Origin of the sequence: Breoghania sp. L-A4 (genome assembly GCF_003432385.1) — a bacterium.
Classification (GTDB): domain Bacteria; phylum Pseudomonadota; class Alphaproteobacteria; order Rhizobiales; family Stappiaceae; genus Breoghania.
In genome coordinates this window covers 3,287,188-3,300,130 of the sequence record NZ_CP031841.1, presented here as the reverse complement: position 1 = coordinate 3,300,130, position 12,943 = coordinate 3,287,188, and the positions used below count along the sequence as shown (strand labels likewise).

Sequence of the window (12,943 nt, the reverse complement as noted above, 5' to 3'; positions counted from 1 at the left end):
GGTCATCGGGCTCGTTCCTTTTGGCGAGAGCCGGCGGGCAACCTATATGCAAGACTTGCCGCTTAGGCTGATGGCCGCCTGTGGGCGTTTTGGCGTATAGTGGGCGAAGCGCTTGACCGAATGCCGGATCGAATGTCCGGGCGCGCTGCCTGGTGCGCGAGATGATGCGAGGAGCATGGGATGACCCAATCGACACGCCTTGCCGGGAAGCCCGGTATCGCCAGTCACGATCCCGTTTGGGATCAACTGCGCGCCGAAGCGGAAGCCGCCGTCGCGCGCGAGCCCGTTCTGGGCGGCTTTCTGCATGAGAATATCCTCAATCACCGGCGGCTCGAGGACGCGGTCGTGCACCGTATCGCCGACCGGCTGGACCATGCGGCGGTGTCCGGCGCGCTGATCCGCCAGACCTATCACGACGCGCTCGACGACGATCCCGAGATTGCGGCGATCTTCCGCGTGGATCTGGCCGCCGTCTGCGACCGCGATCCCGCCTGCACGCGCTTCATCGAGCCGATGCTCTATTTCAAGGGCTTCCATGCGCTGCAGTCGCACCGTTTGGCGCACTGGCTGTGGGGCCGCGGCCGCGAGGACATGGCGCTGTTCCTGCAGTCGCGGGTCTCGGAAGTGTTTCAGGTCGATATCCATCCCGCGGTGCCCGTCGGGCGCGGCATCTTCTTCGACCACGCAACCGGCATCGTCGTCGGCATGACGGCGGTCATCGAGGACGAGGTCTCCATCCTGCAGGGGGTGACGCTGGGCGGCACCGGCAAGGTGCGCGGCGACCGGCACCCGAAAATCCGCCGCGGCGTGCTGATCGGCGCGGGCGCGAAGATCCTCGGCAACTTCGAGGTCGGCTGCTGCTCGCGGGTGGCGTCGGGCTCCGTCGTGCTGGCGCCTGTGCCCCCCAACACCACCGTGGCGGGGGTCCCGGCGCGCATCGTCGGCAAGGCCGGTTGCGCCGAGCCGTCGCGGTCGATGGACCAGCTGCTTGGTGAAAAGGCCGAGAAAAGCGACGGCTGACAGTTGGCATCACCGCCCGATCGTGGTTTAGCTGCGCGGAGCATGTTCGCGCGGCGGGTATGCCGCACGCGCCGCAATTTCGTGACATTTCCAGCCCAGCACGGCCGTTTCACGACAGCCTTCAAAGGAGACAACCGGTGAAGCCACAGGAAATCGCCAAACTTCAAGCCTATCTGCAGCGGAAGTTCGACCTTCCGGCGATTTCGATCAGGGCGCGGCCCCGCAAGGACGATTCAGCCGAGGTCTACATCGGCGAGGAATTCATCGGTGTGCTCTATCGCGACGACGAGGACGAGGATCTGAGCTGGAGCTTCCAGATGGCGATCCTCGAGATGGATCTCGACGAGGCATAGGCGAGCCTGTCGCGGACAGGCTGCTGTTTCAAAGTGGGACGAAGGCGGGGCTGGCGTTGCGCCCGGAGCTGTCCCAAAGCCGCTCCCGGGGAATGCTCCGGGAGCCGGCGGAGAGCCCGGACCGCGATGGATCGATGCGTCCACGGCTCCCCAGGCACTTCCCAAAATTCTGCAAACCTCTGACATAAAAGATGAATTCTTTCGCGCGGGCCGGAAGCCCGTGGCGCTCGCTCGCCCACGGCGGATCTGGCTCCATCCCGGCACGGTCATTGCTTAATGATATGTTAATATCGGGGCCGTCGCACGATGACGCATGGCGACGCGGCTGAATGAGGAGTGTTGGGGTGCCTTGGGATCTTATTGTCGCGAGTTACGCGGTGTGTACCGGATTTGTCTGCGCCGGCATTATCGGCAGCCTGTACCAGTTGCTGAAAAACAGTCCGCCGCGGTTCGATTTCGGCGCCGAGACCATCGGCGCGATCGTCTCGGCCATTTTCGTGTGCCTGTTCGCTGGCCCCTTCATCATCATGCGCAACGCCATTCGCGGACGCCGTATCGAGCAGCGGCCTCTGGGCTGGCTGGTTGCCAGTTCCACGATCGCCGGCATGTGGAGCCTGTGCTCGGGGATCGTCATCCTGCAATTCGCGCTTGCCGTCGCGCACACGGTTTGAGACCTCCCGTGCAGGCGCGCCACGCGAGCCGCGCGCAAACGGGGCAGGAGACGACGTGACCATCTATGCTTTCGAGGGGATTGCGCCCCAGCTGCCGCCGGACGGCACGTTCTGGATCGCGCCGGATGCGGTGCTGATCGGCAACGTCATTGTCGAGGAAGACGCCAGCATCTGGTGGAAGGCGGTTCTGCGCGGCGACAATGAGCCGATCCGACTCGGCGCGCGTTCCAACATCCAGGACGGCTGCGTGTTGCACACCGACCCGGGCTTTCCGCTGACCATCGGCGCCGATTGCACCATCGGCCACATGGCGATGCTGCACGGCTGCACGATCGGCGACAACTCGCTGATCGGCATGGGCGCGACGTTGCTCAACGGCGCGAAGATCGGCCGCAATTGCCTCATCGGCGCCAATGCGCTGATACCCGAGGGCAAGGAAATTCCCGACAATTCCCTGGTGATGGGCATGCCGGGCAAGGTGGTGCGCACGCTGGACGCGGACGCCGGACAGGGGCTGATGCGCTCCGCGGCGGGCTATGTCGCCAAATGGCGGCGCTATGCGGACGGGCTTGTGCCTGTCTGAGCGCCGCGTGATCGATCTTCTGAAAAATGTCCCCGGAAAGTTAGCCGGTCCGCTGGCACAGCGGACCGGCTTTGGCGCACCCGGTCGGGGGCGGGGAGGGGGACGTGACCGGGTGTCCAATTCGCAAGGCATCGGCTGATACGCGGGGACCTATCCGCCGATGCTCGCCACGGCTCCGACGCGCTGGTCGGAAATGCTCCGCCATTGAGCCGCGTTGGTCTCCGATTGTCTTTTGATGTAGCGGTAAGGCGTGCGGTACCACGGCAGCACCGCCTCGATCTGGTTGTCGAGGATCAGATCGCCACGATCGGTGCGTGCGGTGAGGACGGCGTGTCCACCGCCGTCGCTGTCGCGCACAACGGTGATCAGCAGCGAACCCGCGGGCCAACCGGCGTTGATCAGCGTGCGCCGCTTTTCCAGCACGTAATCCTCGCAATCGCCCGCGCCATTGGGATAGGTCCAAAGCTCGGCGCGTGCGTAGAGATCCTGGTCGGTGACCGGAGCCACCGTGTTGTTGACGCTGGCGTTGACCGCAAGCAGTTCATCCCAGCGCTGTCGCGTCAGATGCATGGTCACGGGCTTGCGCGCCGTCACCCGGCAGTCACGCGTCTCGCGCTTGCAGAATTCAATGTGACCGACCGGCGCGGATGCCGCGCCGCCCACGTGCATGAACAACGGTTGGCCCGGAGCCGCATCGGCGTTGCTGTTGAATCCAGCGCCAATCGCAAGTCCGAATGCAAGTGCCAAAGAAACTTTCGAGAAAACCATGTCAAACCCTCCAATGTGCCGGGAATGACTGTATGGCCTTGGTTTTTATACTGAGCTAAACCGCGCAATAACTATTTATACAAACAATAGAAGTTATTTATTCAAATAATCTGCAAAGAAAAATCAATGTTTATTCTGTTTTTGATCAAATTTGAATCAAACTTTTTCTTTCTCTATTGCCGGCGTCCGTCCGCGGCGACTGGGGGAGGACTAAGCCTCTGATATTTCGTGAGGAAGGCGCTCGCGGCACCCGGGGCCCCGTTTGCGCCGATCGCGGCGCACGGCGTCAGATGCCGGCGGCGGGCACGCAGCGCCGCGGGGCCGGCGGGGGCGTCAGGTGCGTTGACCGCGCTGCAAATGCGGCCAAAAAAAGCCGAAAAACAGATGGAATCATGCAATGAAAAGTCGCCGCGATCCGTCCGTTCGGGGCTGGAGCTGTCGTTCCCGCGCTTTGCGCAGTTGCATTTAATGCTACATGGCTGTGCGATGGCGGCTGCGCCCCTTACGCGGAGCGGCCGGTCAAGGACCTGGACGCGGCAGCCGGCCGGGAGCGGGAAACAATCCATCCGGCGATCGGGCCGCTGCGTCATTAAGCAGTTTTGCACTGCAGCCGCGCAATCGTCACCGCGCCGCCGCATTTCTAACCGCTTGTTAACCACGCGCGCGCTAGCGTGACGCGATCTGTGAAACGCTGTCACGCGCCGGGCATTATCGGCAGTCAGTTAGGAGACATGGCCGACATGAGGTCAGCTCAGGCCAATGCTCGTGTTGCAAATATAGCTGCGAGGAAGCAGGACCGGCGCCGTCATCAGCGCGTCGGTGTGAGTCTTCTTGGCCGCTTCATGCTGGAAAACCGACGCGAATATCCTTGCCAGGTAAGCGACATGTCTCCCGGCGGCGCCGCGCTGATCGCGCCGGTCACCGGGGAGGTCGGCGAACGTGTGATCGCCTACATCGATCATCTCGGCCGCATCGAGGGCAAGATCGTCCGCCATATCGAGGGCGGTTTCGCGATGACGCTCAATGCGACCGCGCGCAAGCGCGACAAACTGGCCAGCCAGTTGACGTGGCTCGCCAACCGGCACGAGCTCAACCTGCCGGAAGATCGCCGCCACGACCGCTTCACGCCCGACAGCTCCGCATCGCGGATCATTCTTCCCGACGGACGCGAGTATCCGTGCCGGGTGGTCGACGTCTCGATGTCCGGCGCAGCGCTGGCGATCGAGGTCAAGCCCGCGATCGGCACGGCGATCAGTCTGGGCAAGATGCGCGCGCGCGTCATCCGTCACACCGAGGACGGCGTCGCGGTGGAGTTCGGCGCGGTCCAGAACATCAATGTCCTGAAGAACCAGATCACCATCTGACCCAAGCGGGCCGCACTCGGAGACGGCGCGGCGCTGTTCGCGTGAGATCAGCTCTTGCCGCCTTCATAGACCATGAGATGGCCGACACGGCGGCGCTGTTGAAGTTCCGCCGTCACCGGATCGCCAGTGACCGGCCCGGTGGCGAGCGTGTTCTGTTGCGCGGCCTGGCGCAGGAAGTAGGGCTGTTCGTCCGGCCAGATCAGCCGCAGGCTGGAAATCGACTGGCTGGTCACCGGGTGCATGCCGATCCAGTAGGGCTTCTCCATCGGCGCGCAGACACCGAGAATGCGGGAGAAGCCTTCGCCGCGCATGCGTAGCGGCAGCAGGATCATTTCCATGTCGAGAGTCTGGTTGCGGTCGGTGCGGCCTTCCACGCCGAGGACGGCGGCGGCGGCATCATCGGTGATCGCGGCCAGCATGGTCGTCATGGCCTCGACATCCTGCACGCTCCAGGTCTTCAGGAAATCCCGGCCTTTCAGTTCGCGGCAGTAGGCGGCGCACATGCGGGTGCCGGCCAGGCGGAAACGGTAATTCTGGCGCGAGACGGCTTCCAGGATGAAGGTGTCGCCGAGGATGCCGCGGATATCGCCCGGCTCAATGTCGCTGCGTTCCGGCGCGGGCTGGCTGCCGCGCAAGCGGTTCCAGTAGTCGTAAAGCGCCTGTGTCGATGCGTGTTTCATTGGTTGCAAGCCCCACTGCAGAAGCGTTTCGTTTTTCGAATGTCGTCTGCGCGACCGGATATCGCACTGAATTCAATGAGTTGATGCAAATCCACGTCGCCGGAAGATGCCCCAACGCGAGTGCCGCGTGTCGATCTGGGCCGAAAATCGGTCCAGTCCGGGACGCTGCGCCCGCATGCAATGGTTAAGAGCAGGTTACGTGCCAGCGGGTGCCACATTTCAAAAGCGGTGCGGTTTACCGCTTGTTAGGGTTAACGAAAGCTTGACGTTGCAGCGCCGGACGCGCTGCAGCACACTCCTGGCAACAACGCGGGGCCGATACAGGACGGTCAACGCTTTGAAAATATTGCGTTTGTGCGGGGAGCACAGGGGGCGTGACGGGCCGTCCGGGTGTTGCGAAAGCAGCCCGGGCGGCCTTTTTGTTGTCACGGGTTGCAGCCCGCGCGGTCCGTGCAAGGGAACCAGCGCGGGTTGGCACGGGTCCGAGTGCCGCCGCCGCCGCGCGCCGGCGGTCCCCGGCGGCGTTGCACGCGCGGTATCGACCCCATATAGAACCAACATGCCCATGGCCCGGCGGGGAAACCGCCGCGGCCGCGTTCGGGCACGACGGCAAGGAGACCGCGATGACTGACGACGCACACGCGCAGCGCGAACCGATTTTTCACATGCCGGGTGTCGTCGTCTGGCTGATCGGCATTCTCGTCGCGGTGCACCTCGGGCGCACCTTTCTGCTCTCGACGGACGCGGACTTCGAGTTTCTGCTGACCTTTGCGTTCCTGCCGCTGCGCTATGCCTCGGAGGCCGGCGTTCAGGGCATGCTGCCGGGCGGCGCGGGAGCGGATCTGTGGACCTTCGTGAGCTACGCGTTCCTGCACGGCGGGACCATGCATCTGGTTGTCAACAGCCTGTGGCTCGCGGTCTTCGGCAGCGCGGTGGCGCGGCGCTTCGGAACGATGCGATTCCTGGTGTTTTCCGCTGTGGCGGCGGCGGCCGGGGCGGGGCTGCATCTGGCCGCGCATTTCGGGGAGCCCATTCCAATGGTCGGCGCCTCGGCGGCGATTTCCGCGCATATGGCGGCGGCCGCGCGGTTCGTGTTCGAGCCGGGTGGGCCGCTGGGCACTTACCGGTTTCGCGAGGACATTGCCTACCGGCTGCCTGCCGTATCGCTGCTGCAGGCGCTTTCCAATCCGCGCGTGCTGACGTTTCTCGGCGTGTGGTTCGGCGTGAACCTGCTGTTCGGCCTCGGCTCGGTGCAGCTCGCGGGTCAGTCGGGCTCCATCGCCTGGGAAGCGCATATCGGCGGCTTTCTTGCCGGGCTGGCGCTGTTTTCCCTGTTCGACCCGGTGCCGCGCGCCGGCCGCGCGCAATAATGCGCGTCAGGAGGGTGTCACTTTGAACCTGTGAAAGGTGCGGAGCCGGCATCGCCCTGCGACGTCTCGCCGCAGTTGGCTGTTTGCTTGGCCCTCTTTTTTTGCCAAGATGAGGCAACCGCGAACAAAACCGAGGGAATCGGGCGGGTGTGCATCGCGCGGCGGATCGGGGTTGCCCGTTTGTGCCGCAGTGCTTCACGAAACTGTTGCGGGAGCGGTGTCCATCGTGCCGGCGTGATGCCGGTGGGAGGCCGCTTCAGCACCTTGGCCAGATGGCCGTTACGCCGATCGCCGCGGATGCGGGCGACGACGTGAATATCGACCACTTGGAGGACCGCCAGATGACAGTTGCCTCGATCCTGAGAAACAAGGGAACGGATATCATTTCCGCGTCTCCTGAAAACACCTTGTCGGAAATCATCGCCATTCTGGGCTCCAAAAAGATCGGCGCCGTGATGGTGCTCAATGGCGATGGCAGCATTGCCGGCATTATTTCCGAACGCGATGCGGTTGCCGCGATCAGCCGCGAGGGAAGCGCGGCGCTGGAGAATCCGGTTTCCGCCTATATGACCAGCAAGGTGATCACCTGCGCGGGCGACGATTCCATCAACGACGTGATGGGGAAGATGACATCGGGGCGGTTCCGCCACCTGCCGGTGATGAAGGACGGCGCGCTGGTGGGCTGATTTCCATCGGTGACGTGGTCAAGGAACGCATCGCGGAAGCGGAGCGCGAAGCCGAGGAAATGCGTACCTATATCGCCATGGCGTGAGGTGCGGACGCCTGTTGGCGGCCGTCAGGCGAGGGCGGCGATGTAGTCGGTGATCTCGCGCTGCATACGGCAGCCATGCTCGTAGCCGACATCAATGGCTTCCTGCGCGCGATGGAAATCGAACAGGCCCATGTGTCCCAGCTTGGGCCGATGATCACATCGGGCGGATCACCGGCGAGACGCGAGCGGCCGATGCGGTCCTGGATGACGCTGAAGGCTTCCATCATCACGCCGGCGATGCCGGGCAGGCTCGCGCTTTTTCCGAAAATGTCGCGGAGGATGCTGCGCCCGCTCCAGGCGGCCTGCATCACCATGGACGAGGTGTCGACGTCGGGCAGGCTGTTGGCCGGGCCCGGCGGCATCAGATGGACGACCGATGAGCCGTGGCCGAAGACATCGGCGTTCGGATTGACCGCGATCACCACGCGGGCGCCGAGCGCCCGGCAGACGGAGACCGGGATTGGATTGACCAGCGCGCCGTCGACAAGCCAGCGGCCGCCGATCTGCGCGGGCTGGAAGATTCCGGGCAGGGCATATGAGGCGCTCATCGCCTCGACCAGGGAGCCGGAGCGCAGCCAGATCTCGTGCCCGGTGCCCAACTCCGTGGCGACGGAGGTGAAGGCGCCGTCGAGGTCCTCGATCGCGATGTCGCCGAGATCCTTTTTCAGCAGGCGCATCAGTCGATTGCCGGAAATCAGGCCCGAGCCGCCAAGGGTGAAGTCCATCAGGCCGAGCATGCGGCGGCGGGTGAGGCCCAGGGCGAATGTCTCGAGCATGTCGAGCTTGCCCGCCAGATAGCAGCCGCCGACGACCGCGCCGATCGAGGTGCCGGTGACGATGTCCGGACGGATGCCGGCTTCTTCCAGTGCCTTGATCACGCCGATGTGGGCCCAGCCGCGCGCGGCGCCGCTGCCCAGCGCCAGGCCGACGCGCGGACGGAACGCGGGCTCCGAGGAGTCCGTCGCCTCCTGCACCGTGTCGCCCAGGGGCGGGGTCATGGCCGCGCCGGCGGCGACGCTCGCGGCGGCCAGCGGGATACCAAGGCTGACAGGTTGCACCGGCTTCATGAACAGCCAGCGGGAAAGGCCCTCAAGCATGCGCGCCTCCTGACGCGATCTACATCGTGTGGCGCAAAGTCTACTCCGCAATTCGTCGATTTTCAGTGAAGATGCGGCGCGCGTGCATCTACGATCCCTTGGGATAGACCTCATCCGGGTCATAGACGCGATCGGCGTCAGCCATCTTGAGGCGGACTTCGTCTCCGGACCTCGTGCCCATCTCGACGGTGCGGTAGAAGCACGAGCGGTAGCCGACATGGCAGGTGGCGCCGTTGCCGCTGACCCGGACCTTGATGAGAATGGCGTCCTGATCGCAGTCGGTGCGCATTTCGACGACCGTCTGGATCTGGCCGGAGGTGGCGCCCTTCTTCCAGTATTCCTGGCGCGAGCGGCTCCAGTACCACGCCTCGCCCGTCTCGATGGTGCGCGCCAGGGATTCTTCGTTCATGTAGCCGACCATCAGCACCTCGCCGCTGTCCGCATCCGTGACGACGCAGGCGATCAGGCCCTTCTCGTCGAACTTCGGCAGCAGCCGGGTTCCGGTCTCAAGCTCGGCCTTGTTGCCACGGGTCGGAATCTGGGCGTCGGTCAGGGGCATGGGTGTTCTCGTCGCGGGGAATAACGTGGGCCGCCACGCGAACGCGTGGCGGGCTTGTTCGTCGAGCGCCGGGCTTCAACCGCGGATCATGGTCATGAAACGGGTCTGCTCGTTGGGATCGTCGCGGAAGACGCCCGTGAACTGCGTCGTCAGCGTGGAGACGCCGGATTTCTGGACGCCACGCAACGACATGCACTGGTGCTCGGCCTCGATCATCACGGCGATGCCGCGCGGCGCCAGCGCCGTGTCCAGCGCGGTGACGATTTCCATCGTCAGGTTTTCCTGGGTCTGCAGGCGGCGGGCGAAGACCTCGACCACGCGGGCGATCTTCGACAGGCCGATGACGCCCTCATTGGGGTAGTAGGCCACGTGGGCAACGCCGATGAACGGCACCATGTGGTGCTCGCAGTGTGAATAGAACGGAATGTTGCGCACAAGGACGATGTCGTCATAGCCGCCGACTTCCTCGAAAATCGTGCCCAGGTGATTGGCGGAATCGTCCTGATAGCCCCGGAAGAATTCGCCATAGGCCTTCACAACGCGCTTGGGCGTGTCGATCAGGCCCTCGCGGTCGGGATCCTCGCCGATCCACGCCAGCAGAGTGCGCACGGCGGCTTCCGCCTCCTCGCGGCTGGGTTTCGGCGCTGGCTGCTTGTCGCTCGTCGGGCCGGTCTTGGCAGGCGAGTTGAGAATGGCGTCCATGAGGACCTCCGGTCTGTGATCGGCGCGAACTGGTTAGCGATAGGAATTTCCGTTTGCCAGTCACTGTCACCGACCCCACGTCAGATCCCCATCGGGCCTTGGCCGGGCACCACTTTCGCGGCGGGTGGCGAGCGTCTGGTTCCGGGGCTGCCTTGCGGCAGCACGGTGACCACGCGCGTCTGCTCATCTATAGTCGGCCATCGTTGCCAAAGAGATCAACTCATGGGCGACGAAACCGTTCCGCCTTCCTATATAGAAAGCGTAAGGGGTCTGTGAAGCCGCTCCGCATCACAAAGAGGCGATAATGCTCGACGAGGTCTACAATTCCAAAATTCTCGAACTGGCCGGCAACATTCCAAGACTGGGACGGCTGGAGCATCCCGACGCCAGCGCCAAGGCGCATTCGCGGCTGTGCGGCTCCACGGTGATCGTCGATCTGAAGATGGACGGGGATGTGGTCACGGATTTCGCCCATGAGGTGAAGGCCTGCGCGCTGGGGCAGGCGTCCTCCTCGATCATGGCGCGGCATGTGATCGGCGCGACCGCGCAGGAGCTGCGCGACGTGCGCGACCAGATGAAGCGGATGCTGAAGGAAAACGGTCCGCCGCCGACGGGGCGCTTCGCCGAATGCTCCTTCCTGGAGCCGGTGCGCGAGTACAAGGCGCGGCATACCTCCACCATGCTGACCTTCGAGGCGACGGTGGACGCGCTCGAGCAGATCGAGGCGGCGCGCCAGAGCGTCGCTTCGTGAACCCATCGCAAGGCGTCGCGCCTGACGCTCCGCTTTCCAAGGCGGGCTGTCGGCTGCGCACGGGTCTGCGCTGGGGCTGTCGGCGCTGTTTCTTGCGGCCGGCATCGCCCATCTGCGCAATCCCGCACCCTTCGTGGCGATCACGCCGGAGTGGGTGCCCTATGCGCGCGCGGTGATCCTTGTCACCGGCGCGTTGGAAATCGCCGGCGGCATCGCCTTGCTGACGGCGCGGATGCGCAAGGCGGCGGGCATCGGACTTGCGCTCTATGCGCTGTGCGTCTGGCCGGCCAACGTCAAGCATGCCTTTGGCGGGATCGATCTGGACGCGCTGCCGTCGAGCTGGTGGTACCACGGTCCGCGGCTGGCGCTGCAGCCGCTGATCATCTGGGCGGCGCTGTTCGCAGGTACGGTGACCGACTGGCCGTTCAGGCGGCGCGGCTGACCTTCTGTTTGTTCAATTTGTTCAATTCAATATGCGAAAGGGCGCCGCGGCGCCCTTTCTTTTCGTCTTGCCGATTTTTCGGACGGTCTAGGCCGCCGCGGCTGCTTCCTTGAGGATCTTGTGCTCGCTGAGCAGCCCCTTGATGATGGCGTAGCATGCCAGCAGCAGCACGATGGTGAAGGGGAAGCCCGTGGAGACCGCCATGGCCTGCAGCGCTCCCAATCCCCCGCCGAGCAGCAGCGCGATGGCCACCAGTCCCTCGAAGCTTGCCCAGAACACGCGCTGGGGCACCGGGGCGTCGACCTTGCCGCCGGCGGTGATCGTGTCGATCACCAGCGAGCCGGAGTCCGACGAGGTGACGAAGAAGACGATCACCAGGACGATGCCGATGAAGGAACTGATCTGGTGCAGCGGCAGCGGCTCCAGCATGGTGAAGAGCTTCAGTTCCAGCGGCGCGTCGGCCACGGCCTGATAGCCGTCGTTGATCAGCTGGCTGATGGCGGTGCCGCCGAAGGCGGTCATCCAGAACACCGAGACGATCGACGGGATCAGCAGCACGGAGATCAGGAACTCGCGCACGGTGCGGCCGCGCGACACGCGGGCGATGAACATGCCAACGAAGGGCGACCAGGAGATCCACCAGGCCCAGTAGAACGACGTCCAGCCCTGACGGAAGTTGTCGTCGGCGCGGCCGAACGGATTGGACAGGGCCGGCAGATATTCCACGTAGGCGCCGAGGTTTTTGACGAAGCCGGTGAGAATGGCGATCGTCGGGCCTGCGAGCACCACGAACAGCAGCAGCGCGCCGGCCAGCACCATGTTGAATTCCGAAAGCCGCTTGACGCCGGCGTCAAGCCCGGCAACCACCGACAGCAGCGCGACGGCGGTGATGGCGACGATCAGAAGCACCTTGGAGGCGTCGGTTATCGGCACGCCGAACAGGAAGTTCAGTCCGGCGTTGGCCTGCTCCGCGCCGAAGCCGAGCGAGGTTGCCAAGCCGAACAGCGTGGCAAAAACGGCCATGATGTCGATGACGTGGCCGGTCCAGCCCCAGACGCGCTCGCCGAAGATCGGATAGAACACCGAGCGCATCGTCAGCGGCAGGCCCTTGTTGTAGGAAAACAGCGCCAGCGCCAGGGCGACGATGGCGTAGATCGCCCAGGGGTGCAGGCCCCAATGGAAGATCGTCGCGGCCATGCCCAGACGCGCGGCCTCGGCGGTGTCACCCGCGGCTCCGCCGAGCGGCGCCCAGCTTTCCGGCGAGCCCGCGCCTTCCGCCACCGAGGACGAGAAGTGCGAGATCGGTTCGGAGACGCCGTAGAACATGAGCCCGATGCCCATGCCGGCGGCAAACAGCATGGAGAACCAGCCGGTGTAGGTGTATTCCGGCTTCGCCTCCGAACCGCCGAGGCGGATCTTGCCGAGGGGCGAGACGATGAGCGCCAGACACAGAACGACGAAAATGTTGGCGGCGGTCAGGAAGAACCAGTCGAAGGTTCCGGTCAGCCAGCCACGCATGGCGTTGAAGGCCGGACCAACGCTGTCCTGAAACGCCAGGGTGACGAGGACGAAGGCGACGATGGTCAGCCCCGAAACCGCGAAGACGGGATTGTGGATGTCGAGCCCGAAGGGGCCGACGCTGGCCTGGATGTTGTCCTGACCGATCTCATATTCCGTGTCGATCACGTCGGAGTGCCCGTCCGGTGACAAGTCGTTTGGTTCTGTCATGGTGCGTTCTCTGAATTCTTGTTGGGTTTCATGACCGGGCGCCGGCCGGTTTCAGGGTGCGATCGGATGCGGGGTGGCCGCGG

At 64.3% G+C, this 12,943-nt stretch carries 15 protein-coding genes and 1 pseudogene; 9 read left to right on the top strand and 7 right to left on the bottom strand.

Annotated elements, in window-relative coordinates:
• Positions 1–180 precede the first annotated feature (180 nt).
• The 4 genes from cysE to D1F64_RS15085 all read left to right on the top strand — a co-directional run bounded on the left by cysE (position 181) and on the right by D1F64_RS15085 (position 2,627).
• Positions 181–1,020, top strand: a complete 840-nt coding sequence (cysE, locus tag D1F64_RS15100; protein ID WP_117413093.1) for a serine O-acetyltransferase — start codon at positions 181–183, stop codon at positions 1,018–1,020.
• A gap of 137 nt (positions 1,021–1,157) precedes the next feature.
• Positions 1,158–1,373, top strand: coding sequence for a DUF3126 family protein (locus tag D1F64_RS15095; protein WP_117413092.1), 216 nt, complete (start codon positions 1,158–1,160; stop codon positions 1,371–1,373).
• Between the two features lie 344 nt (positions 1,374–1,717).
• Entirely contained in the window at positions 1,718–2,044 is a 327-nt protein-coding gene (locus tag D1F64_RS15090; protein ID WP_205470488.1) for a hypothetical protein, read from the top strand.
• Between the two features lie 55 nt (positions 2,045–2,099).
• Positions 2,100–2,627, top strand: coding sequence for a gamma carbonic anhydrase family protein (locus D1F64_RS15085; RefSeq protein ID WP_117413090.1), 528 nt, complete (start codon positions 2,100–2,102; stop codon positions 2,625–2,627).
• Between the two features lie 150 nt (positions 2,628–2,777).
• Here the strand turns inward: D1F64_RS15085 and D1F64_RS15080 are convergent, their stop codons facing one another.
• Entirely contained in the window at positions 2,778–3,395 is a 618-nt protein-coding gene (locus tag D1F64_RS15080; RefSeq protein WP_117413089.1) for a transglutaminase-like cysteine peptidase, read from the bottom strand.
• A 740-nt stretch (positions 3,396–4,135) separates the two neighbouring features.
• On the opposite strand from D1F64_RS15080, the gene D1F64_RS15075 reads away from it, so the two are divergent.
• On the top strand, positions 4,136–4,759 hold the full coding sequence (locus D1F64_RS15075; RefSeq protein WP_117414631.1) for a PilZ domain-containing protein: 624 nt from the start codon (positions 4,136–4,138) through the stop codon (positions 4,757–4,759).
• 47 nt (positions 4,760–4,806) lie between these two features.
• Here the strand turns inward: D1F64_RS15075 and D1F64_RS15070 are convergent, their stop codons facing one another.
• A complete protein-coding gene (locus D1F64_RS15070; RefSeq protein ID WP_117413088.1) occupies positions 4,807–5,439 on the bottom strand; it encodes a PAS domain-containing protein in 633 nt (210 codons plus the stop codon).
• A 623-nt stretch (positions 5,440–6,062) separates the two neighbouring features.
• On the opposite strand from D1F64_RS15070, the gene D1F64_RS15065 reads away from it, so the two are divergent.
• Positions 6,063–6,809, top strand: a complete 747-nt coding sequence (locus D1F64_RS15065; protein WP_117413087.1) for a rhomboid family intramembrane serine protease — start codon at positions 6,063–6,065, stop codon at positions 6,807–6,809.
• A gap of 17 nt (positions 6,810–6,826) precedes the next feature.
• Here the strand turns inward: D1F64_RS15065 and D1F64_RS23480 are convergent, their stop codons facing one another.
• Positions 6,827–7,135 carry a hypothetical protein gene (locus tag D1F64_RS23480; RefSeq protein ID WP_162901584.1) on the bottom strand — a complete coding sequence of 103 codons (309 nt, stop codon included), beginning with the start codon at positions 7,133–7,135 and terminating at the stop codon, positions 6,827–6,829.
• Positions 7,136–7,150: 15 nt separating this feature from the next.
• Here D1F64_RS23480 and D1F64_RS15060 point away from each other — a divergent pair.
• Positions 7,151–7,581, top strand: a pseudogene (locus D1F64_RS15060) (CBS domain-containing protein).
• On the opposite strand, the gene D1F64_RS15055 reads toward D1F64_RS15060, so the two are convergent.
• From D1F64_RS15055 to folE, 3 genes are all read right to left on the bottom strand, one after another.
• Positions 7,563–8,678, bottom strand: a complete 1,116-nt coding sequence (locus D1F64_RS15055; RefSeq protein WP_346432243.1) for a patatin-like phospholipase family protein — start codon at positions 8,676–8,678, stop codon at positions 7,563–7,565. The pseudogene D1F64_RS15060 and the gene D1F64_RS15055 overlap by 19 nt on opposite strands.
• An 88-nt stretch (positions 8,679–8,766) precedes the next feature.
• The gene (gene hisI / locus D1F64_RS15050) at positions 8,767–9,237 is read right to left on the bottom strand and encodes a phosphoribosyl-AMP cyclohydrolase (protein WP_117413086.1); all 471 of its coding nucleotides are present in this window, start codon (positions 9,235–9,237) and stop codon (positions 8,767–8,769) included.
• A gap of 75 nt (positions 9,238–9,312) precedes the next feature.
• Positions 9,313–9,939, bottom strand: coding sequence for a GTP cyclohydrolase I FolE (gene folE / locus D1F64_RS15045; protein WP_117413085.1), 627 nt, complete (start codon positions 9,937–9,939; stop codon positions 9,313–9,315).
• A 304-nt stretch (positions 9,940–10,243) separates the two neighbouring features.
• On the opposite strand from folE, the gene D1F64_RS15040 reads away from it, so the two are divergent.
• Together D1F64_RS15040 and D1F64_RS15035 are read left to right on the top strand one after the other, a co-directional pair.
• The gene (locus tag D1F64_RS15040) at positions 10,244–10,690 is read left to right on the top strand and encodes an iron-sulfur cluster assembly scaffold protein (protein ID WP_117413084.1); all 447 of its coding nucleotides are present in this window, start codon (positions 10,244–10,246) and stop codon (positions 10,688–10,690) included.
• Positions 10,691–10,823: 133 nt separating this feature from the next.
• Positions 10,824–11,132 (top strand): DoxX family protein, encoded by a 309-nt coding sequence (locus D1F64_RS15035; protein ID WP_346432242.1) that lies wholly within the window; start codon positions 10,824–10,826, stop codon positions 11,130–11,132.
• 87 nt (positions 11,133–11,219) lie between these two features.
• Here D1F64_RS15035 and D1F64_RS15030 read toward each other — a convergent pair whose 3' ends face one another.
• Positions 11,220–12,860: a BCCT family transporter gene (locus D1F64_RS15030; protein WP_117413082.1), complete on the bottom strand. Its 1,641-nt coding sequence runs from the start codon at positions 12,858–12,860 to the stop codon at positions 11,220–11,222.
• Positions 12,861–12,943 lie beyond the last annotated feature (83 nt).